The following is a 19,885-nucleotide window of genomic DNA, read 5'->3' as shown; positions in this document are numbered from 1 at the left end:
GAAGCCATGAACATCGGCATCGTCAACGACTTGCCGCTCGCCGTCGAGGCGCTGCGCCGCGCGATCGCGCTGCGGCCCGAGCACCGCGTGCTGTGGGTCGCGACGGACGGCGCGCAGGCCGTCGATTTCTGCGTCGCGCAGTCGCCGGACCTCGTCCTGATGGACCTCGTGATGCCGCGGATCGACGGCGTGTCGGCGACGCGCAGCATCATGGCGCGCTCGCCGTGCGCGATCCTGATCGTCACCGCGAACGTCGGCGCGAACGCGTCGTACGTCTACGAGGCGATGGGCGCGGGCGCGCTCGACGCGGTCGACACGCCGACGCTCGAGCAGGGCGGCAGCGCCGATCCGTCGCAGCCGCTGCTCGTGAAGATCGACCAGATCGGCCGGCTGCTCGCGACGCGCTCGCCCGTGGCCGCGCCCGCCGCCGCCGCGCCCGCGCCGCAGGGCGCGCTGCCGCCGCTCGTCGCGATCGGCGCGTCGGCGGGCGGGCCGACTGCGTTGACCGCGCTGCTGCGGCGGCTGCCGGGCGATTTTCCGGCGGCGATCGTGATCGTCCAGCATGTCGACCAGGCGTTCGCGATCGGCATGGCGCAGTGGCTCGACGGCTACTCGCAGTTGCCGGTGCGCATCGCGCGGCAGGGCAGCGTGCCGCAGGCGGGCGAGGTGCTGCTCGCGGCGACGAACGACCACCTGCACCTGACGTCGCGCGGATTGCTCGCGTATACGCGGCGTCCGGAAGAGACGCCTTACCGGCCATCGGTCGACGTGTTCTTTCACAGCGTCGTCGATCACTGGAAGGGCGAGGCGATCGGCGTGCTGCTGACGGGCATGGGACGCGACGGCGCGCTCGGTCTGAAGGCGATGCGCACGAAGGGGCATTACACGATCGCGCAGGACGAAGCGACGAGCGCGGTGTACGGAATGCCGAAGGCGGCCGCCGCGATCGGCGCGGCGAGCGCGGTGCTGCCGCTCGAGCGGATCGCCGATCAACTGATCTCGCTCGTTCAGCGCAACAAGCAGCGCTGGCGCTGAGGCCGCGCGCGTTCGTCGCGCGCCCTCATGCGGCGCTGGTCTCTCGCTGCGATTCGCCCGCCGAATCTGGTTTCGATTTCGACGTCGGCCTCGATTTCTTTGCCAAGAACGCCTGCATGCGATCGCCGATAATGTCGAGCGGCAGATGTGCGTTTCTTCCAGACGTGCAGGAGCGGCGGCCCGCGTTCGGCGGACCGTGCGGGGCGGTCCTGCGTTCGTCGTATGCGCGCGCTTCGCCGGCCGGCGAGCCGTTTGCCGCGGTCCCGGCCGATTGCGCGCGCATGGCGACGGGCCCGGTTCGAGCCGCCGACGGGCCCGCTGCATCCTGAAACGTCATTCCACGACTCAGGAGAGCATCATGCAGGCGCTTGGCGTGAAGGCATTGGTATTCGACGTGTTCGGCACCGTGGTCGACTGGCGTTCCGGCGTCATTCGCGACGCGACGCCGTTTCTTGCGAAGTACGGCGGCGCGGGAGCCGATCCGGCCGCTTTCGCGGATGCGTGGCGCGCGCGCTATTCGCCCGCGATGGAGCACGTGCGCAGCGGCCGCCGGCCGTTCACGCGGCTCGACGTGCTGCATCGGGAGAATCTCGAAGCGATCCTGCCCGCGTTCGGCATCGATCGCGCGGGCGTGGCCGACGCCGATCTCGACGCACTGAATCTCGCGTGGCACCGGCTCGATCCGTGGCCCGATTCGGTCGCGGGGCTCGCGCGGCTGAAGGCGCGCTACATCATCGCGCCGCTGTCGAACGGCAACGTGATCCTGATGATCGACATGGCGAAGCGCGCGGGATTGCCGTGGGACGCGATCCTCGGCGCCGAAGTGGCGCAGGCGTACAAGCCGACGCCCGAGGCGTACCTGCGCACGGCCGACATCCTCGCGCTGCGTCCCGACGAGGTGTGCCTCGTCGCCGCGCACAACGGCGACCTTGCGGCCGCGCGGCGCTGCGGCTATCGGACCGCGTTCGTCGCGCGCCCGCGCGAGCACGGTCCCGCGCAGACGGCAGATCTGCGCGCGGAGCAGGATTGGGACGTCGTCGCGGCGGATTTCGTCGAGCTCGCGGAGCGCTTCGGCGCGTGACGGCATTCACGTCCACGTTTGCTTTCGCGCCCGTCTCCGTCCGCGCGCCCGCCGTCACCGCGCCGGTTGCCGCGTGCGCGCGGCATCGCGTACAATCCGCGGCGACCGGAGATGGCATGCCTCCGTACAACCGCCGGCGAGCCGGCTGATGATGCCTACGCGTTCCTGGGTGCAGGAGGTCGTAGGCCATCCGTAGCAAGCAGCGTCCTGCCGCCCGGGTTTGATGTCCTGTCGAATCTGGAAATTCATGAAACGTCTGCACACCCTCGAGCCCGTCGCGGCGCTCGCGCATCTGTGCCGCTGGCTCGCGCTGTCGGCCGCCGTCGGCGCGCTCGCCGGATCGGCGTCCGCGCTCTTCCTTTGGGCGCTCGATCTCGCCACCGGCACGCGCGTCGCGCATCCGTGGCTGCTGTGGCTGCTGCCCGCGGCGGGCTTCGCGACCGGCTGGGTCTATCAGCGCGTCGGCCGGTCCGTCGAGCGCGGCAACAACCTGCTGATCGACGAGATCCACGATCCGCAGACGATCGTGCCGAAGCGGATGGCGCCGCTCGTGCTCGTCGCGACCGTCGTCACGCATCTGTTCGGCGGCTCCGCCGGGCGCGAAGGCACCGCGGTGCAGATGGGCGGCGCGCTCGCCGATCGCGTCACGCAGCTCGTCGGGCTCGATCGCGACGATCGCCGGATCATGCTGATGAGCGGGATCGCCGCGGGCTTCTCCTCGGTGTTCGGCACGCCGCTCGCGGGCGCGGTGTTCGGCCTCGAAGTGCTCGCGATCGGCCGGCTGCGTTACGACGCGCTCTTCGCGTGCGTCGCGGCGTCGATCGTCGCGGATGCGGTGTGCCGGCAATGGGGCATCCATCACACCGTCTACGTCGTGCCGTTCGTGCCCGCGCTGAGCGCGGCGGGCGTTGCGTCGGCGGTGGCGGCGGGCGTCGCGTTCGGCGTCGTCGGCCGGCTGTTCGCCGCCGCGACGCACGCGCTCGGCGCGCTCGCGAAGCGCCGGATCGCGTATCCGCCGCTGCGGCCCGTCGCGGGCGGCGCGCTCGTCGCGCTCGCGGCGACGCTGCTGCATGCGCCGCAGTATCTCGGCCTCGGCATCCCGACGATCGAGGCCGCGTTTCGCGGGCCGCTGCCCGTCTACGATTTCGCGGGCAAGTTCGCGTTCACGGTCGTCACGCTCGCGTCGGGCTTCAAGGGCGGCGAAGTGACGCCGCTCTTCTACATCGGCGCGACGCTCGGCAACGCGCTGTCGCATCTGCTCGCGCTGCCGGTTCCGGTGCTCGCCGGGCTCGGCTTCGTCGCGGTGTTCGCCGGCGCGGCGAATACGCCGATCGCATCGACGATCATGGCGATCGAGTTGTTCGGCGCGCCGATCGGCGCGTATGCGGCGCTGGCTTGCGTTGTCGCGTATCTGTTCTCCGGGCACGCGGGCATCTATCGCGCGCAACGGATCGGTCACGCGAAGCTGCCGGGGCCGCGCGGCGAGGCGAGCCTCGCGAACGCGGTGGCGGGGGAATCGGCGCCGAGGTGATCGCGCGTCGCGGCGCGGCGACGAAGCGGGGCGGGCGCGATTGTCGGCGCGCGCGTCGAATGCGCGGCGCGCGCGTCAATTGCGCGCTGACGGCGAACTGACCGGATGGCGAACTGGTTGCGAACCGATGGATCGCGGACCGAGCGGCGGAGCCGACTCACACCGGCTGCCGGCGTCCACGCGCGAGCGTCGGGCCGCTCGACGCCGCGCGCGACGGCAGACGCCAGGCGACATACGCGAGCGCCGCGAGCGCCGGAAACACGAGCACGCTCGCCTCGGGGCCGACCGTGCCGCCGCTCAGCCAGACGGGGCCGATCGCGTGGCTCCTGAACAGCGCGCCGGGCGCGGTGAGCCCGCTGTCGGCCGCGCCGAACAGGAACGATTCGCTCCAGTTCCACATCGCATGCTCGCCGAGCACCCACCACAGCGAGCCGGTGCGCCAGATCGCGAGACACGCGACGAGCCCGTAGATCACGACGGGCACGATGCCCGCGATGTTCTCGTTGCGATTCGACACGTGCGAGATGCCGAAGGCGAGTGACGTGAGCGCCGCCGCGACGACGGGGTGCGTGCGCTGCGCGAGCTTCATGAACGCATAGCCGCGAAACGCGACTTCCTCGGCGAGCGCGACGAGCACGAACGCGGCCGCCCACGCAACGGCCGATTCGGATGCGGCCGCTCCGCTCACGCCCGAGTATTCGATCGTCGCGCCGCCCGTCGCGACGAGCAGGCCCATGATCGCCGACACCGCGACGAGACCGCAGAACGCGCCCCAGGCGAAATGCGCCGCGCCGCGCGGCGCGCGCAGGCCGTAATCGAGCCACGAGCGGCGATCGAGGCGGCTCATCACGCGCGTTGCGATCAGCGCGGCCGCGCACAGCGCGAGCTCGAACGGAATCTGTCCGGCCGCGCTCAGATCGCTGCGCGGCCGGAACGGATGATGCGCGATGCGCGCCGCGACGCCGAGCGCGAGCAGGACCGCCGCGACGATCGCCGCGTAAAGCAGCACGGCCCAGCCGGCGCGCAGGCCATCGGCGCCGTGCCAGATGCGTTTGAGTCGAGGCGGTAACGGGGGCGGCCAGCCGGTTTTGTTCACATCTCCCATTTGCGCGTCCCTGGATTTTTCGATGATCAGGCTTACGAAATGCCTTCGCGTACGGCGCTCGGCCAGGTCTCGGAATGCGGCGCGTACGGGGCCGAATGGTACATCCCGCGCGAGAAAATGTGGTGTCGCCGATTGTGGAGAATGGTGACGATGTGTCTGGCGGCGCGCGGCGGGCGATGTGTCGGGTTGCGCCGCGTCGTCTCACGCATCGCCTAACGCGCGGCGTCGCGCGCGCTGAGCAGCGCGGCTGCGCGCGAGCGCCGCGTCGATGTTGCCCACGACGGCGAGCTTGACGCGATAGTTGATCAGCTTCTGCACGAGATGCCCGGCGACGCGCGTGTCGAGGCGAAAGAAGTCGTCGTGCAGATGCTCGGCCGCCACCGCGACCCACGCCGCGTCGTGCTCCCACGCGGCGGCGAGCAAGGTTTCGGCGGCTCCGTCGCGCAGCGGCGCGGCGCTCGCCGCGTCGAAACGCAATACGCGCACGTCGCCGACGGTCAGCATCTCATGTTTCATCGCGTGAACCTTTCATGTGGCCGACGAGAAGATCGAGCATCACGTCGCGCTGCCCGCGGACGAAGTGCGGCTGGTCGGCGGCCGGCGCACGTGCGCATGCGGCGGCAACCGTCGCACGCGTCGCGCCGTGACGATAGCGCGTGATCATCGCGCGAACGATGCGGCGAGCGTGTCGAGCATGCCGAGCAGCGCCGCCGCGTCGCCGGCGGAGGCGACGATCACGACCTTCAGCCGCCGCTCGGCCGGATCGAAGATCGTTTCGAGATGAACCGGATGGGCGCGTGTTTCGTGCGTCGACAGCATCGCCTGCAGGCTCCGCGCGACATGGCCGTGCAACTCGGGTGACGCGTCCTGCAGGTCCGCGACGCAGGTGACGCGCGCGGGCGGCGGCTGTTTCGCCGCATCGGGCGGCGCGCCGGCGAACGCGTCGAGATCGGCGCGCGCGATCCGGTAGGCCTTGCCGATGCGCGTCGCGCGCAGGCGGCCTTCGCGGATGAAGCGCAGCACCGTCTTCGGATGCAGGCGCAAGCGTTCGGCGGCTTCGTCGACGGTGTGGAACGGTTCGAGCATGGCGGCGGCACGGAGACATTCAATGAAAATGTTCCCTATTGTGACTTGAGTCGAGGATTTTTAGGAATATTGGGGAATATTCGTGAGTGGCAGTTCAGGCGGCGCGCCGCTCCTTGACGATCCGGCCTCGCTGCAGCACGTACTCGATCCGCTCGCCCTGGCCGGCGACGACTTCGATGTCGGCGAGCGGATCGCCGTCGATCACGAGCACGTCCGCGATCGCGCCGGCGGCAATCGTGCCGAGCTCGCCTGACATGCCGACGATGTCGGCGGCGACGGTCGTCGCCGATCGCAGCGCTTCGAGCGTGCCGAGCGCGTCCGCGCGAATGCGGAACTCGCTGCACTGGAACGCGTGCATTTCGCCGAGCAGATCGGAGCCGAAGCCCATCCGCACGCCGGCGCGCGCGTAGATGTCGAGCGAAGCCCGGCCCGCCTGCCGAACGGATGCGACCTTCGCGATCGAATCGGCCGGCATCCCGAATTGCGCGCCGTGCTGCTCGAGCGCATCGTAGGTGACGAGCGTCGGAACGACGAACGCGCCGTGTTCGCGCATCACGTCCGCCGCCGCTGCGTCGACGAGGTTGCCGTGCTCGATCGTGCGCACGCCGCAGCGCACGGCGCGCGCGATCGCCCGCGCCGTGTACGCATGCGCCATCACATAGGTGTTCGCCGCTTGCGCCTCGGCGACGATCGCGCGAATCTCGTCCTCCGAATATTGCGTGTTCGCGATCGGATCGGACGGCGACGCGACGCCGCCCGACGCCATGATCTTGATCTGCGTCGCGCCTTTCTGGATCTCCTCGCGCACCGCGAGCCGCACTGCGTCGACGCCGTCGGCGACGCGCGCGATCGCGCCCGCGCGGAAGCAGCACGAGCACGGTTCGAGCGAGTCGCCGCGCGGCCGGAAGTCGCCGTGTCCGCCCGTTTGCGACAGCGCCTTGCCCGACGGAAAGATTCGCGGCCCCGGCACGAGGCCCGTGTCGATCGCGTGCATCAGAGACCAGTCGGCGCCGCCCGCGTCGCGCACGCTCGTGAAGCCGCGCGAGAGCATCGCGTCGAGGATCGGCAGCGCGCGGATCACCGCGAGGATGTTCGGCTGCGCCGCGTTCGCGCCGAGGTTCGCGTTCGACGCGAGCACGTGAACGTGGCAATCGATGAAGCCCGGCATCACCGTCTTGCCGTGCGCGTCGATCACGCGTGCGCCGGGGAGATCGGGCTCGCGATCGGTGACGTCGACGATGCGTTCGCCGTCGATCACGACATGATGCCGTTTCAGCACGATCCCGCGTTCGAGATCGAGTACGTTGCCGCCTTGAATCACCTTGAGCGTCATTGCGTTTGTCCTTGTGGAATGAAAGTCGTCGCGCGCGCGTCCTTCACGTGGAAGGCGCCGGCGCGGCTGATGGCCGCGGCGGCCATCACATGAGGGCGGGCGCCATGTCGCTGCCTGTCTTCGCGACCGGCCACGCGGTCAGGAACGGCGCGAATCCGCCGAACAGCGTGGCGGCGAAGTTGTCTGCGACGGGACAGTGCGACGGAAGGAGAGGCGTGATGCGCATGATGAGTGCCCGGATTCGGCTTCGGGATGACGAGCGCGCACGGGCCGAATGCGACAGGCGCGCGAACAAAGCGTCATGGTAGTGCGCAGCGTGCGCGGCGGGGAGCGGTGTTTGCCCTTCGTGCGCCTGTCGTCGGGCGGCCGGCGCGCAGGCGCTCGGGCAGGGGGCCGGCGCGCGCTTTCCGTCGCCGGGTTCATGCGCGGCAGGCGCGCGGCTGTAGCACGCGCGTGCGACGCGTACGTGGCACGCCGTCGCCGTTCGATACCTGCGATTCAGTACCGCGAGATCTGGTTGCCGTCGATGCGCACGCGATCGCCCGGACGCAGATCGCCCGGCGTTTGCAGGTCGAGCGAGCGCATCGAGCCGTCGCTCAGTTGCACGTCGACGCGATAGGCGCTCGGCTGCGCGCCCATCTGCTGGCCGATCTGGTTGCCCGCGACCGCGCCGCCGAGCGCGCCGATGACCGTCGCGGCGTCGCGGCCGTGTCCGCGGCCGATCTGGTTGCCGAGCACGCCGCCCACGAGCGCGCCGACGACGGTGCCCGCGACGCCCGACGGGCCCGTCGCGCCGCCGATCGGGCGGATGCCGGCGATCGTGCCGTACTGCGTCGAGTAGCCCGAATAGCCGGACTGATAGCCCTGTTGCGGATAGCCGGGCTGCGAGTAATCGGGCTGCGCGTATGACGGTTGCGTGTAGGCCGGCTGCGCGTACGACGGCTGCGCATAGGCGGGCGCGCCGTACTGCGGCTGTGAACCATACGGTCCGTACCCATTCGGCGCGACACATGCGCTCAGCGACAGCGCGGCTGTCGCGGCGAGCGAAACGAGCAGGGTGGTCTTCGTGAAAGCCGGGCGCTTCGTTGTCGTTGTTCGGGTGGGCTTCGTGTTCATGGTAGCGGGTGGTTGCTGTTGCACGCCGGCAGTATAGGGAATGCGCCCATCGTTGGATGAGCGTCGCGCGTAACAGTGTGTAAAGTCTGTTGCCGCGCGGTCGGTCGGGGCGGCGAAGCGATCCGTCCGATGAAAACACGGTGTCGTCGGGCGCGTGCGCCGGATGCTTCGAGCATCTCGAACGGTGCTCCTGAAAACATCCGGCATTCGAAATCGCCAGTCGAAGTCGCGAGTCCACCCCGTTACCATCTTCCCGTGGCTCCCATGCCCGAGCGCTCCGGCCACCCGCCGCGCCGCGCGCGTCAACCGACAAATCTCCGGAACGAAAACGCGCCCAGCGCATCGCGCACCTCGTCGAGCGTGCGCTGCGTGACGTCGTTCGCGCGCGCGGTGCCTTCCTTCAGCACGTCGACGATATAGCCCGGCTCGCGCGCGAACTGCGCGCGCCGCTCGCGGATCGGCGCGATCAACGCCTGCAGCCTGTCTTCGAGCCGGCGCTTGAGCGCCATGTCGCCGAGGCCGCCCGCGCGATACGCGGCCTTCAGCCGCTCGACTTCGTCCGGCTCGTCGTCGAACGCGTCGAGATACGTGAACACGACGTTGCCCTCGACCGTGCCCGGATCGGACACGCGCAAGTGCTTCGGATCGGTGTACATCCGCTTGACCGCATCGGCGATCGCCGACGGCGGCGACGACAGCGCAATCGCATTGCCCTGCGATTTGCTCATCTTCGCCCGGCCGTCGACGCCCGGCAGCCGTCCCGTCGGCGAGATCAGCGCGCTCGCCTCGGGCAGCACGTCCACGCCCGCCTGCCGGTTGATGCGGCGGACGATCTCGTTCGTCTGCTCGACGAGCGGCAACTGATCGTCGCCGACGGGCACCGTGTCGGCCTTGAACGCGGTGATGTCGGCCGCCTGCGCGACCGGGTAGCAGAGAAAGCCGGCGGGAATGTCGCGGCCGAAGCCGCGCGCGTGGATCTCATCCTTGATCGTCGGATTGCGCTCGAGGCGCGCGACGGTGACGAAGTTCAGATAGAAGAGCGTCAGCTCGGCAAGCGCGGGCAGGCCCGACTGCACGGCGATCGTGCTCCTGCGCGGATCGATGCCGACGGCCAGATAGTCGAGCGCGACTTCGATCACGTTGCGGCGGACCTTGTCGGGGTCGTGCGCGTTGTCGGTCAGCGCTTGCGTGTCGGCGACGAGGATGAATTGCCGGTGCGTGTCCTGCAGCGCGATGCGCGTCTTCAGCGAGCCGATGTAATGGCCGAGGTGCAGCGCGCCCGTCGGGCGATCGCCCGTCAATGCGACCGGCGGTCGGGGCGGGGTCGAGATGTCGTCTTGCATGAACGGTTTCTCCGGGAAGAACCGCCGCAATCCGGGCCGAACGAAGGGGCGCGATCGACGCAATGCCGGCCGGATGCGGCGGCATGGTCGTGGTGGGGACGTGACGATGCCGCTCCTTCAGGAGCGGCGCCAGAAATGCGAGCGGGAAAGCCGTTGAGTCGACATGTGGTCAGGGCCAGGGCAAGCCCGTCATGAGCGTGAATAGACCCTAGGGTCGCACATTTTCGTTTTTCTCGCCATGCGAGGCGAACCGTTCGCGATAGGCCTGCGGCGTCACGCCGAGCATGCGCAGGAAGCTGCGGCGCATCGTTTCCTCGCTGCCGAATCCGCAGCGCGCGGCGATCCGCTTGATCGGCAGCGGCGCGTCGGCGAGCAGGTTGCGCGCGACTTCGACGCGCATCTGCTCGATCGCCCGCGCGGGCGTCTTGCCGGTCGTCTCGCGGTAGCGGCGCATGAAGCTGCGCTCGCTCATGCCGGCGCGCGCGGCGAGCGTCGCGACCGACAGGTCCGCGCCGAGATTCGCGGCTGCCCACGCGTGCAGTTCGCCGAAGCGGCCGCCCTCGTGCTGCAGCGACAGCGCGGTGCTGAATTGCGCCTGGCCGCCCGGCCGCTTCAGAAATACGACGAGATGCCGCGCGACGACGAGCGCGAGCGCGCGGCCGAGATCGTCCTCGACGAGCGCGAGCGCCAGATCGATGCCGGCCGTGACGCCCGCCGACGTCCAGACGTTGCCGTCGCGGATGAAAATGGGATCGGGCTCGACGCGCACGTCGGGATAGCGTTGCGCGAGCTCGTCGCAGCGCGACCAGTGCGTGACGGCGCGGCGGCCGTCGAGCAGCCCGGCCGCGGCGAGCACGAACGCGCCCGAGCACACCGACGCGACGCGCCGCGTTTGCGCCGCGCGGCGGCGCACCCAGTCGACGAGCCGCGGATTGCGCGCGGCGTCGTAGACGCCCCAGCCGCCCGCGACGATCAGCGTGTCGGACGGCTCGCGCGCGGCGGGCAGCGGCGCGGCGACGAACGCGAGCCCGGCCGACGACATGACCGAAGGCGCGCCTGCGGTGACGACGCTCGGCGCGTACGGAATCGCGAGCCCGCGGCGCGCGGCGAAGTCGTTCGCAGTCGAGAACACCTGCAGCGGCCCGGTGACGTCGAGCAACTGCACGTCGTCGAACGCGAGCACGTGCACCGTGCGGCGCGCGGCGGCAGGTTCGGGCGCGGGCAGCGCGGCCGGCGGCGAGGCTGGCGGCGAGGTTGGCGGCGAGGTTGGCGGGAAACGTGGGGACTTTGGCATATCCGCCATACGGTACTTGCGTACAGTCGGTTTGTCCACGATGCCGGTGCGCTGGGCCGGGCCGGCGTGACACGCATGACGCTCATGAAAAGGAGGAGGTTCCGCATGGCCATCGAAGTGGGATTACTGTTGTTTCCGCAGGTGCAGCAACTCGACCTGACCGGGCCGCACGACGTGTTCGCGTCGCTGCCCGGCGTCACGGTGCGGCTCGTCTGGAAAACGCGCGAGCCGGTGACGGCGAGCAGCGGGCTCGTGCTTGCGCCGAACGCGACGTTCGACGACTGTCCGCCGCTCGACGTGATCTGCGTGCCGGGCGGCGTCGGCGTCGCCGAACTGATGGAGGATGCGGACACGCTCGCGTTCATTCGCCGGCACGCGGCGCACGCGCGCTACGTGAGCTCGGTGTGTACGGGCGCGCTCGTGCTCGGCGCGGCGGGGCTGCTGCGCGGGCGGCGCGCGACGACGCACTGGGCGTTCCATTCGCTGCTCGCGCCGCTCGGCGCGACGCCGGTGCGCGAGCGCGTCGTGCGCGACGGCAATCTCGTGACGGGCGGCGGCGTGACGGCGGGGATCGATTTTGCGTTGACGCTCGCGGCGGAGCTCGTCGGCGAGGACGACGCGCAGGCGGTGCAGTTGCAGCTCGAATATGCGCCGGCGCCGCCGTTCGACGCGGGCGATCCGGATACCGCGCCGGCGCGGATCGTCGAGCGCGTGCGCGAGCGGTCGAAGCCGGCGCTCGCGTGGCGCGAGCAGGTGGTCGGGCGCGTCGCGGCGGCGCTGTAGCTGCAACGGGCCGACGGGTGATGCGCATCGCGTGTTGACCGATCGACGCGGGGGCCTCGACGCGATGCGATCCTCCGCGTCTCGGCTGGGGGCCGGGTTGCGGGCGCTCCAGTCGAGCCGCGTGTCGATCGATTGAACGGGCGTCGCGACTTCGGTTGTCTCGGCGCGTGCCGGGCGCGTCGCGCCCGGTCCCAACCGCCGCTACTTCTCGACCGCCACGGCCGAATCGTCGACCTGCCCGCCGTCGCGGTTCCCGTCGAGCACGCCGGGCTTGTCGCGTTCGCCACGCTCGTTGCGCTCGTCGCGTCCGTCATGCTCGTCGCGCAGCCAGTCGGCGATGTCGCCGCCCGTCTGCTCGATCAGCCCCTTCGCGAGCTCGAGCGCCTGCCGCTCGAACAGCCGCCGGTAGACGCCGCCTTCGAGCCGGATCAGCTCATCGTGGCTGCCTTCCTCGATCACGCGCCCCTTGTCGAGCACGATCAGCCGATCGAGCGCGCGCACCGTCGACAGCCGGTGCGCGACGACGAGTGTCGTGCGCCCCACCATCAGCCGCTCCATCGCCTGCTGGATCAGCACTTCGCTTTCGCTGTCGAGGCTCGACGTCGCTTCGTCGAGGATCAGCACCGGCGCATCGGCGAGGAACGCGCGCGCGATCGCGACGCGCTGCCGCTCGCCGCCCGACAGCTTGATCCCGCGCTCGCCGACGAGCGTGTCGTAGCCCTGCGGCAGCGCGTCGATGAAGTCGTGCGCGCTCGCGAGCCGCGCGGCGCGCTCGATCTCGGCGCGGGTCGCGCCGGGCCGCGCGTACGCGATGTTCTCGGCAAGCGTGCGGTGGAACAGCAGCGGCTCCTGCTGGACGATCGCGATCTGGCTGCGCAGCGAAGCCTGCGTGACGTCCGCGATGTTCTGCCCGTCGATCGTGACGCACCCGCCGTCGACATCGTAAAGCCGCTGGATCAGCTTGATGAACGACGTCTTGCCCGACCCGGAATGCCCGACGAGCCCGATCCGCTCGCCCGGCGCGATCCGGATCGAGAAGTCGTCGTACAGCGGCTTCGCGTGCGCGCCGCTGTAGCCGAACGTTACGCGCTCGAAGCGGATCTCGCCGCGCGTGATCGAGATCGGCTTCGCGCCCGGCTTGTCGTCGATCCCGAGCGGCTGCCGCTCGAGCGACACGAGCTCTTCCATGTCGTTGACCGAGCGCTGCAGGTTGCGGATGTGCATGCCGATGTCGCGCAGGTAGCCTTGCAGCACGAGGAACGTCGTCAGCGCGAACGTGATGTCGCCGATGCTCGCGCGATCGTGCGCCCATAGCCACAGCGCGGCGCCGAGGATCGCCGCCTGCATCGCGACGAGCATCGCGCCCTGCACGCCGCCGTTCAGCGTGCCGCGCCGCCACGCGCGGCGGGTGCGCGCGCGCCACTTCGACACGACGCCGTCGAGCCGCGCCTCTTCGCGCGTCTCCGCGCCGAACGCCTTGACGACCGGGTTGCAGCTCACCGCGTCGGCGAGCGCGCCGCCCATGCGCGTGTCCCACAGGTTGCCGAGCCGCGCGGCGGGCGCGACGTAGCGCAGCGACATCGTGACCGTCACCGCGATGAAGACGACGGAGCCGCCGCCGACCACCGCGCCCATCACCGGCCAGTGCAGGCCGAGCAGCAGCGTCGCGCCCGTCAGCATCACGACGGACGGCAGCAGCGCGACGAGCAGCGTGTCGTTGAGCAGGTCGATCGCCCACATGCCGCGCGTGATCTTGCGCACGGTCGAGCCGGCGAAGCTGTTCGCGTGCCAGTCGGTCGAAAAGCGCTGCACGCGATGAAACGCGTTCGCCGCGATTTCGCTCATCATCTCGAGCGTCAGCACGATGATGTTGCGGAACGCCGCCTGCCGCAGCAGCGTGCATGCTGCGCCGATGCCGATCAGCACGCCGAACGCGTGCAGCGCGCGGCTCCATGCGCCGGCCTTGTCGGCGGCGGCGACGCCGTGCGACAGCGCGTCGATGAGGCGTCCCGCGAAGAGCGGCGTCAGCACGTCGCCGAGCGCGGTGGCGAGTGCGAAGAAGGCGATGGCGGCGATGCGCGCGGGTTGCGCGCGCCAGTGCCGGAAGGTGAACGCGAGCACGTCGGTAAACGCGCGTCCGCCCGGATGAGGAGTTTTCTGGGCCATTTGTCGGGGCCCGGCCGCTCGTGGCGGACGGGACTTGTCGATTGTTGTTCGAAACAAAAGCCGGACGGACGCCGCTGCGCGTCAGCGCGCGAAGCGAAGGCGAAAAACTGTCCGGAAGCTGGGCGGGCCGGAGCGTGGCCCGCGAAGACGACGACTTAAGATGCGCGCCGTGGAACTGCCATCGAGGAGGCAACATGCATTTGCGACATCTGGCACCTCCTTCGAGCGTTGAGTGAGTGGAATGAAAGCGAGCGAAGTTCAGCTCGTGAAGCGATTCTAGCGGCCGTTTCGCGTTGCTGCAATGTCAGACGAATGGATGTTGCTGATTCGACACGCGGCGTCGCGGCGCGCCGCGACGCCGGGGTTGGAAGGCGGGGGGGACATCGGGTCTCGGCGAGCGTCGCGATTGCATCGCGCGGGCACGTCCCGAACATGTCCCGACGTTATGGGACAATCCGGCGTCCCCCTGTAGAACCGACCAATGACCGAGGAAACGATGAGCGACTTTCAACCAGGCATTCTGGCTCCGATTCCGGCCGCGAGCCGCTACCTGTCCTTCCGGATCGCGCATCCGGAGCATGCGGCGAGCGTGCTTGCCGCGTTGCGCGACGCGCTCGACGGCGCCGGCACGGTGATCGGCATCGGGCCGTCGCTCGTGCAGGCGCTCGACAAGAAGATCGACGGCCTGAAGGAGTTTCCCGAACTGTCGGTGCCGGGCGCGCCGGTGCCGTCGACGCCCGCGGCGCTGTGGGTCTGGCTGCGCGCCGACGATCTCGGCGCGGCCACCGTGCGCTCGCGCGACATCGAGCAGCTCGTCGCGCCCGCGTTCGAGCTCGACGCCGCGGCGAACGCGTTCCGCTACGCGGACGACCGCGACCTGTCCGGCTACGAGGACGGCACCGAGAACCCGGAAGGCGACGAGGCGCTCGAAGCCGCGTTCGTGTCCGGCAAGGGCGCGGGGCTCGACGGCGCGAGCTTCGTCGCGGTCCAGCAATGGGTGCACGACTTCGGCAAGATGCGCGAGATTCCGGGCGACGAGATGGACCGGGTCATCGGCCGCCGCAAGGAAGACAACGAGGAGCTCGAAGACGCGCCCGCGTACGCGCACGTGAAGCGCACCGAGCAGGAGAGCTTCGAGCCGGAGGCGAAGGTGCTGCGCCGCTCGTCGCCGTGGGCGGACGAGCGCCGCGCCGGTCTGTACTTCGTCGCGTTCGGCCATTCGTTCCGCGCATTCGAAGTGCAGATGCGCAGGATGATCGGCGCGACCGACGGCGTGCACGACGGCCTGTTTCGCTTCACGCAGCCGATCACCGGCTCGTTCTTCTGGTGTCCGCCCGTCAAGGACGGCAAGCTCGATCTGTCCGCGCTCGGACTGTAACGGCGGTGCGGCGGCGTCGCGCGGGTGTCCGCGCGCCCGTCACTTCAACGTCGTCTCGATCCGCGTCCCGCGCTTGATGAACAGCGTGACCGGCGTCTTCTCGGCGATTTCCGCGAGCCGCGTGCGCTGCGCGTCGTCGAGCGCGCCGTCGACGGCGATCGTGCGCCGCACGTATTGCGCACCCTCGCGGTCGACATGCAGCTCGGCGCGCGCGGCGAGGCGCGCGGCCGGCCAGGCCTTGCGCCGCATGTACATCCGCAGCGTCGCGACCGTGCACGCGGCGAGCCCCGACAGCACGAGCTCGTACGGCGCGGGGCCGACGTTGCCGCCGCCCTCGTGCTCGTTCTCGTCGCCTTGCAGGCGGTGCTTTCCGGCTTCGAGGTCGACGACGTAGTTCGGCGCGTCGGGGGCCATTTCGGCGGTGGCGTGAATGAGCGGCATGGCGTGTTCTCGAGGTAAGGGGAAGGAGCGGGCCGGCGCGCCGGCCACGGTCACGATAGGCGAGCATAAACGGCTTCGCGCGCGCCTGCAGCGATGCCTACGCGCCGGCGGGATGCGACGACGCGGCGCGCACGACGTCGATCACGCGCTGCCGGAACCACTGGTGCGCGCGGTCGAGCTCGCGCGACTCGTGCCAGTACGCGAGGATCGGGTAGGGCTTGAGCCGCAGCGGCAGCGGCAGCACCGCGATCGGCAGCAGCCGCGTCATGCGCAGCGCGTAAGAGCGCGGCAGCGTCAGCAGCAGGTCGCCCGACGCCGCGATCTGGCACGCGGCGAAGTAGTGCTGGCAGACGAGCTGGATCTGCCGGAAGCGCCCGTCGGCGCCGAGCAGCACGTCGAGCGTGTGCGGCTCGCCGAGCGGCGACACCGTCACGTGCCGCGCGGCGAAATAGTCGGCGCGGCGCAGCGGCGCGCCCGCGAGCGGATGGTCGCGCCGCATCGCGACGACGAGCGTGTCATCCGCCACGTATTCGGCGGCCATTCGCGGCCCGGCGGGCACGCGGCGCTCGATCGCGAGATCGAGGTTGCCGCTGCCGAGCTCGCGCTCGATGTCGGCAACCGGCACGCGGCGGCTCACGAGCCGCACGCCGGGCGCGTCGCGCGCGAGCGCCTCGACGAGCTGCGGCAGCGCGATCGATTCGAGCACGTCGCGCACGCCGACGACGAAGCGCATGTCGAGCGCGTCCGGGCTGAAGCGCGTCTGCGCGCGCGCCGCGCCCTGCAGACCTTTCAGATGGAGCTGGACGTCCGCGATCACCGCGCGCGTGCGCTCGGTCGGCACGACCTTGTTGCCCTGCCGCACGAACAGCGGATCGCCGAAGTGCGCGCGCAGCCGGTTCAGCGCGTGCGTGACGGCCGGCTGCGTCAGGTGCAGCGCGCGGGCGGCGGCGCTGATGCCGCCCTGCGCGTAGACCGCGTCGAGCACGCGGAACAGGTTCAGGTCGAGTCGGTGGTCGGGCTGCATCGGCGTTCCGGCGTTTCGAGGCGTTGGCGTTCCGACGTATCGGCGCGGCTTGCGCGATCGCGAAAGCCCATCAATGACGTCTATGTCCTTGCATAATAAATATTCATTTCATCGATTGTCGAGGATCGCGTACGCTCGTTTGCATTCGAACCGACTATCCGGAGACGCCGTGGATTTCTCCCCTTCGGCCCGCGGCCGCGAACTGAGCGAGCGCATCGCGGGCTTCATGCGCGACGAGATCGCGCCCGTCGAGGCGCGCTATGTCGAGCAATTGACGGGCAGCGCCGACTGGCGCCGCTGGCGGCAGCCCGACGTGATGGAAACGCTGAAGGCGAAGGCGCGCGCGGCCGGCCTCTGGAACCTGTTCCTACCCGAGGTCGGGCACGGCGGCGCGGGGCTGTCGAACGCCGAGTACGCGCCGCTCGCCGAGCTGATGGGGCACTCGTTCATCGCGCCCGAGGTGTTCAACTGCAACGCGCCCGACACCGGCAACATGGAGGTGCTCGCGCGCTACGGCTCGCCCGAGCAGCGCCGCCGCTGGCTCGAGCCGCTGCTCGCGGGCGAGATCCGCTCGGCGTTCTGCATGACGGAGCCGGAGGTGGCGTCCTCGGACGCGACGAACATGCGGGCGACGGCCAGGATCGAGGGCGACGAAGTCGTGCTGAATGGCCGCAAGTGGTGGTCGACCGGCATCGGCCATCCGCTCGCGCGCGTCGTGATCTTCATGGGGCTCACCGATCCGGAGGCGGAGCCGCATCGCCGGCACACGATGGTGCTGTGCCCGCTCGACGCGCCTGGCGTGAAGATCGAGCGGATGCTGCCGGTGTTCAATGCGTACGACGAGCCCTCGGGCCACGGCGAAGTCAGCTTCACGAACGTGCGGCTGCCGGCGTCGAACGTGATCCTCGGGCCGGGGCGCGGCTTCGAGATCGCGCAGGGCCGGCTCGGCCCGGGCCGCATCCACCACTGCATGCGCGCGCTCGGCGCGGCGGAGAAGGCGCTCACGCTGCTGTGTGCGCGCGCGACGGCGCGCACCGCGTTCGGCAAGCCGCTCGTGAAGCTCGGCGGCAACGGCGACATCGTCGCGAACCTGCGCATGGCGATCGAGCAGGCGCGCCTGCTGACGCTGAAGGCCGCGTGGACGATCGACACGCAGGGCGTGAAGGCGGCGCTGTCGCTGATCTCGCAGATCAAGGTCGTCGTGCCTGCGGTCGCGCAGCAGGCGGCCGACGCGGCGATCCAGATCCACGGCGGCGCGGGCCTGTCGAACGACTTTCCGCTCGCCGCGCTCTACGCGTATGCGCGCGTGCTGCGGATCGCGGACGGGCCGGACGAGGTGCATCGCGCGGTCGTCGCGAGGCTCGAGGTGAAGCGGCAGCTCGCCGCGGCGGAGGCCGCCGCATGAGCGTGCGCCTCGACGACGCGCGCGACGTGCGAGACGAAGACCGGCTCGACGCGGCGAAGCTCGATGCATACCTGAAGCCGCGCGTTCCGGGATTGAGCGGCGAGCCGCGCATCCGGCAGTTCCACGGCGGCGCGTCGAACCTGACCTATCTGATCGGCTATGGCGATCGCGAGATGGTGCTCAGGCGCCCGCCCGCGGGTGCGAAGGCCGGCACCGCGCACGACATGCTGCGGGAGGCGGCGGTGATGGCGGCGCTCGCGCCCGACTACCGCCACGTGCCGGCGATTCTCGCGCGCTGCGACGATCCTGCGGTGCTCGGCAGCGAGTTCTACGTGATGGAGCGCATCGCCGGCGTGATCCTGCGGCGCGAGCTGCCCGCCGAGCTGAAGCTCGACCGCGCGGGTGTGCGCAAGCTGTGCGAGCGCTTCGTCGATCGGCTGATCGAGTTGCACGCGATCGATGCGTCGCGCCCGGAGATCGCGGCGCTCGGCAAGGGCGAAGGCTACGTCGCGCGCCAGTTGAGCGGCTGGGGCGAGCGCTGGCGCAAGGCGCTCACCGACGGCACGAACCCGTGCGACGACGTGCTCGCGTGGCTCGAACGCCATCGCCCGGCGGGCGAGCGCCGCATCTGCGTGATCCACAACGACTATCGCTTCGACAACGTCGTGCTCGATCCGGCCGATCCGCTGTCGATCGTCGGCGTGCTCGACTGGGAGATGGCGACGCTCGGCGATCCGCTGATGGATCTCGGCGGCTCGCTCGCGTACTGGGCGCAGGCCGACGACGATCCCGCGTTCGTCGCGATGCGCCGTCAGCCGACGCACGCCGACGGGATGATGACGCGCCGCGAGCTCATCGAGTACTACGGCGCGCGCACGGGGCTCGACATCGGCGGCTTCGTGTTCTACGAAGTGTTCGGCCTGTTCCGGCTGATGGTGATCGCGCAGCAGATCTACCGGCGCTTCGTGCTCGGCCACACGACGAACGCGCAGTTCGCGGGCCTCGGCGCGGTCGTGCGCTATCTCGGCGAGCGCTGCCGGCGCGTGATCGAGGCGGCCGGGGGCGCCCGATGACCGAGCTGTTCCTGATCCGCCACGCGCAGGCGAGCTTCGATGCGGCCGACTACGATTGCCTGTCGCTGCTCGGCGACGAGCAATCGGCGCGGCTCGGCGCGTGGATGGCGCGCGGCGCGCGGCGGCCCGGCCTGATCGCCACCGGCACGCTGCGCCGCCACGCGCAGACGGCCGACGGCTGCGCGCGCGCGGCGGGCGTCGACGCGCCGCGGCTCGCGCTCGCGGGCCTCGACGAGCTCGACGCGGACGAACTGATCGCGCGCCATCGGCCGGCGCTCGCGTCGCGCGACGCACTGCTGCGCGCGATGGGGACGCAAGCCGATCCGCGCCGCGCGTTCCAGGCGCTGTTCGCGGCGGCCGTCGCGCGCTGGACGGGCGGCGCGCACGACGGCGATTACGGCTGCGCGTGGCCCGAATTCCGCGCGCGCACGCTCGCCGCGTGGGACGCGCTCGCGGGGCAGCCGGCGCGCGAGATCTGGGCGTTCACGTCGGGCGGGCCGATCGGCGTGATCGTCGCGGCGCTGTTCGGCGTGCCGATCGAGCGCAGCTTCGAGCTCGCGTGGCCGCTCGTCAACACGAGCGTGACCCGGATCAGGATCGGCCGCGGCGGCGCGCGCGTGACGACGTACAACGGCTGGCCGCACCTCGACGGAGCGGATGGCGAGCGGCTCGTCACGCATCGCTGATTCCG

At 70.4% G+C, this 19,885-nt stretch carries 19 protein-coding genes and 1 riboswitch; of the genes, 8 read left to right on the top strand and 11 right to left on the bottom strand.

Features of this window, described 5'->3' with window-relative positions; all coding sequences use genetic code 11:
- Nucleotides 1–6 precede the first annotated feature (6 nt).
- The 3 genes from AQ610_RS29825 (at nt 7) to AQ610_RS29815 (ending at nt 3,647) form a co-directional block, all read left to right on the top strand.
- Nucleotides 7–1,035 (top strand): chemotaxis response regulator protein-glutamate methylesterase, encoded by a 1,029-nt coding sequence (locus AQ610_RS29825; RefSeq protein WP_006027994.1) that lies wholly within the window; start codon nt 7–9, stop codon nt 1,033–1,035.
- A gap of 358 nt (nt 1,036–1,393) precedes the next feature.
- A complete protein-coding gene (locus tag AQ610_RS29820; RefSeq protein WP_006027992.1) occupies nt 1,394–2,116 on the top strand; it encodes a haloacid dehalogenase type II in 723 nt (240 codons plus the stop codon).
- 98 nt (nt 2,117–2,214) lie between these two features.
- Nucleotides 2,215–2,281: riboswitch (Fluoride riboswitch) on the top strand.
- An 82-nt stretch (nt 2,282–2,363) separates the two neighbouring features.
- Nucleotides 2,364–3,647: a voltage-gated chloride channel family protein gene (locus AQ610_RS29815; RefSeq protein WP_006027991.1), complete on the top strand. Its 1,284-nt coding sequence runs from the start codon at nt 2,364–2,366 to the stop codon at nt 3,645–3,647.
- A gap of 157 nt (nt 3,648–3,804) precedes the next feature.
- Here the strand turns inward: AQ610_RS29815 and AQ610_RS29810 are convergent, their stop codons facing one another.
- The 8 genes from AQ610_RS29810 to AQ610_RS29780 all read right to left on the bottom strand — a co-directional run bounded on the left by AQ610_RS29810 (nt 3,805) and on the right by AQ610_RS29780 (nt 10,933).
- Nucleotides 3,805–4,752, bottom strand: coding sequence for a CPBP family intramembrane glutamic endopeptidase (locus AQ610_RS29810; protein ID WP_009915757.1), 948 nt, complete (start codon nt 4,750–4,752; stop codon nt 3,805–3,807).
- Nucleotides 4,753–4,953: 201 nt separating this feature from the next.
- Entirely contained in the window at nt 4,954–5,268 is a 315-nt protein-coding gene (locus AQ610_RS29805) for a DUF4180 domain-containing protein (protein ID WP_231749020.1), read from the bottom strand.
- A gap of 144 nt (nt 5,269–5,412) precedes the next feature.
- Nucleotides 5,413–5,838: a helix-turn-helix domain-containing protein gene (locus AQ610_RS29800; RefSeq protein WP_006027988.1), complete on the bottom strand. Its 426-nt coding sequence runs from the start codon at nt 5,836–5,838 to the stop codon at nt 5,413–5,415.
- 94 nt (nt 5,839–5,932) lie between these two features.
- Nucleotides 5,933–7,171 carry a metal-dependent hydrolase family protein gene (locus tag AQ610_RS29795; RefSeq protein WP_006027987.1) on the bottom strand — a complete coding sequence of 413 codons (1,239 nt, stop codon included), beginning with the start codon at nt 7,169–7,171 and terminating at the stop codon, nt 5,933–5,935.
- An 85-nt stretch (nt 7,172–7,256) separates the two neighbouring features.
- Nucleotides 7,257–7,397: a hypothetical protein gene (locus AQ610_RS38465; protein ID WP_009915755.1), complete on the bottom strand. Its 141-nt coding sequence runs from the start codon at nt 7,395–7,397 to the stop codon at nt 7,257–7,259.
- A gap of 272 nt (nt 7,398–7,669) precedes the next feature.
- Nucleotides 7,670–8,287 carry an outer membrane lipoprotein gene (locus tag AQ610_RS29790; protein WP_006027986.1) on the bottom strand — a complete coding sequence of 206 codons (618 nt, stop codon included), beginning with the start codon at nt 8,285–8,287 and terminating at the stop codon, nt 7,670–7,672.
- A 302-nt stretch (nt 8,288–8,589) separates the two neighbouring features.
- Complete coding sequence (trpS, locus tag AQ610_RS29785; RefSeq protein ID WP_009915753.1) at nt 8,590–9,630, bottom strand: tryptophan--tRNA ligase; 1,041 nt, start codon at nt 9,628–9,630, stop codon at nt 8,590–8,592.
- A gap of 208 nt (nt 9,631–9,838) precedes the next feature.
- The gene (locus tag AQ610_RS29780; protein WP_045554719.1) at nt 9,839–10,933 is read right to left on the bottom strand and encodes a GlxA family transcriptional regulator; all 1,095 of its coding nucleotides are present in this window, start codon (nt 10,931–10,933) and stop codon (nt 9,839–9,841) included.
- Nucleotides 10,934–11,029: 96 nt separating this feature from the next.
- Between AQ610_RS29780 and AQ610_RS29775 the strand changes: the two genes are divergently transcribed.
- A complete protein-coding gene (locus AQ610_RS29775; RefSeq protein ID WP_009915752.1) occupies nt 11,030–11,707 on the top strand; it encodes a DJ-1/PfpI family protein in 678 nt (225 codons plus the stop codon).
- Nucleotides 11,708–11,908: 201 nt separating this feature from the next.
- On the opposite strand, the gene AQ610_RS29770 is transcribed toward AQ610_RS29775, so the two are convergent.
- A complete protein-coding gene (locus AQ610_RS29770; protein ID WP_009915751.1) occupies nt 11,909–13,873 on the bottom strand; it encodes an ABC transporter ATP-binding protein in 1,965 nt (654 codons plus the stop codon).
- A gap of 496 nt (nt 13,874–14,369) precedes the next feature.
- On the opposite strand from AQ610_RS29770, the gene AQ610_RS29765 reads away from it, so the two are divergent.
- The gene (locus tag AQ610_RS29765; protein ID WP_009915750.1) at nt 14,370–15,251 is read left to right on the top strand and encodes a Dyp-type peroxidase; all 882 of its coding nucleotides are present in this window, start codon (nt 14,370–14,372) and stop codon (nt 15,249–15,251) included.
- Nucleotides 15,252–15,290: 39 nt separating this feature from the next.
- Here AQ610_RS29765 and AQ610_RS29760 read toward each other — a convergent pair whose 3' ends face one another.
- Both AQ610_RS29760 and AQ610_RS29755 read right to left on the bottom strand, forming a co-directional pair.
- Nucleotides 15,291–15,692, bottom strand: coding sequence for an OsmC family protein (locus AQ610_RS29760; protein ID WP_006027980.1), 402 nt, complete (start codon nt 15,690–15,692; stop codon nt 15,291–15,293).
- Between the two features lie 97 nt (nt 15,693–15,789).
- Nucleotides 15,790–16,716: a LysR family transcriptional regulator gene (locus AQ610_RS29755; protein ID WP_006027979.1), complete on the bottom strand. Its 927-nt coding sequence runs from the start codon at nt 16,714–16,716 to the stop codon at nt 15,790–15,792.
- Nucleotides 16,717–16,885: 169 nt separating this feature from the next.
- Here AQ610_RS29755 and AQ610_RS29750 point away from each other — a divergent pair, with 169 nt between their 5' ends.
- Genes AQ610_RS29750 through AQ610_RS29740 form a run of 3 tightly spaced genes read left to right on the top strand, consistent with a single transcriptional unit; the run spans nt 16,886 to nt 19,880 of the window.
- The gene (locus AQ610_RS29750; RefSeq protein ID WP_006027978.1) at nt 16,886–18,121 is read left to right on the top strand and encodes an acyl-CoA dehydrogenase family protein; all 1,236 of its coding nucleotides are present in this window, start codon (nt 16,886–16,888) and stop codon (nt 18,119–18,121) included.
- Nucleotides 18,118–19,194 carry a phosphotransferase family protein gene (locus tag AQ610_RS29745; RefSeq protein ID WP_006027977.1) on the top strand — a complete coding sequence of 359 codons (1,077 nt, stop codon included), beginning with the start codon at nt 18,118–18,120 and terminating at the stop codon, nt 19,192–19,194. The genes AQ610_RS29750 and AQ610_RS29745 overlap by 4 nt, the downstream gene beginning before the upstream one ends.
- Nucleotides 19,191–19,880: a histidine phosphatase family protein gene (locus tag AQ610_RS29740; protein WP_006027976.1), complete on the top strand. Its 690-nt coding sequence runs from the start codon at nt 19,191–19,193 to the stop codon at nt 19,878–19,880. Before AQ610_RS29745 ends, AQ610_RS29740 begins: the two co-directional genes overlap by 4 nt.
- The last annotated feature ends 5 nt before the right edge of the window (nt 19,881–19,885 follow it).

Origin of the sequence: Burkholderia humptydooensis, assembly GCF_001513745.1 — a bacterium.
Taxonomy (GTDB): Bacteria; Pseudomonadota; Gammaproteobacteria; order Burkholderiales; family Burkholderiaceae; genus Burkholderia; species Burkholderia humptydooensis.
This window is presented reverse-complemented; position numbering and strand designations above follow the sequence as displayed.

What these genes read in the sequence shown, in the direction of transcription:
- AQ610_RS29825 (WP_006027994.1), top strand. Translation starts at nt 7, where the DNA reads ATGAACATCGGCATCGTCAACGACTTGCCGCTCGCCGTCGAGGCGCTG.
- AQ610_RS29820 (WP_006027992.1), top strand. Translation starts at nt 1,394, where the DNA reads ATGCAGGCGCTTGGCGTGAAGGCATTGGTATTCGACGTGTTCGGCACC.
- AQ610_RS29815 (WP_006027991.1), top strand. Translation starts at nt 2,364, where the DNA reads ATGAAACGTCTGCACACCCTCGAGCCCGTCGCGGCGCTCGCGCATCTG.
- AQ610_RS29810 (WP_009915757.1), bottom strand. Translation starts at nt 4,752, where the DNA reads ATGGGAGATGTGAACAAAACCGGCTGGCCGCCCCCGTTACCGCCTCGA.
- AQ610_RS29805 (WP_231749020.1), bottom strand. Translation starts at nt 5,268, where the DNA reads ATGAAACATGAGATGCTGACCGTCGGCGACGTGCGCGTATTGCGTTTC.
- AQ610_RS29800 (WP_006027988.1), bottom strand. Translation starts at nt 5,838, where the DNA reads ATGCTCGAACCGTTCCACACCGTCGACGAAGCCGCCGAACGCTTGCGC.
- AQ610_RS29795 (WP_006027987.1), bottom strand. Translation starts at nt 7,171, where the DNA reads ATGACGCTCAAGGTGATTCAAGGCGGCAACGTACTCGATCTCGAACGC.
- AQ610_RS38465 (WP_009915755.1), bottom strand. Translation starts at nt 7,397, where the DNA reads ATGCGCATCACGCCTCTCCTTCCGTCGCACTGTCCCGTCGCAGACAAC.
- AQ610_RS29790 (WP_006027986.1), bottom strand. Translation starts at nt 8,287, where the DNA reads ATGAACACGAAGCCCACCCGAACAACGACAACGAAGCGCCCGGCTTTC.
- trpS (WP_009915753.1), bottom strand. Translation starts at nt 9,630, where the DNA reads ATGCAAGACGACATCTCGACCCCGCCCCGACCGCCGGTCGCATTGACG.
- AQ610_RS29780 (WP_045554719.1), bottom strand. Translation starts at nt 10,933, where the DNA reads ATGGCGGATATGCCAAAGTCCCCACGTTTCCCGCCAACCTCGCCGCCA.
- AQ610_RS29775 (WP_009915752.1), top strand. Translation starts at nt 11,030, where the DNA reads ATGGCCATCGAAGTGGGATTACTGTTGTTTCCGCAGGTGCAGCAACTC.
- AQ610_RS29770 (WP_009915751.1), bottom strand. Translation starts at nt 13,873, where the DNA reads ATGGCCCAGAAAACTCCTCATCCGGGCGGACGCGCGTTTACCGACGTG.
- AQ610_RS29765 (WP_009915750.1), top strand. Translation starts at nt 14,370, where the DNA reads ATGAGCGACTTTCAACCAGGCATTCTGGCTCCGATTCCGGCCGCGAGC.
- AQ610_RS29760 (WP_006027980.1), bottom strand. Translation starts at nt 15,692, where the DNA reads ATGCCGCTCATTCACGCCACCGCCGAAATGGCCCCCGACGCGCCGAAC.
- AQ610_RS29755 (WP_006027979.1), bottom strand. Translation starts at nt 16,716, where the DNA reads ATGCAGCCCGACCACCGACTCGACCTGAACCTGTTCCGCGTGCTCGAC.
- AQ610_RS29745 (WP_006027977.1), top strand. Translation starts at nt 18,118, where the DNA reads ATGAGCGTGCGCCTCGACGACGCGCGCGACGTGCGAGACGAAGACCGG.
- AQ610_RS29740 (WP_006027976.1), top strand. Translation starts at nt 19,191, where the DNA reads ATGACCGAGCTGTTCCTGATCCGCCACGCGCAGGCGAGCTTCGATGCG.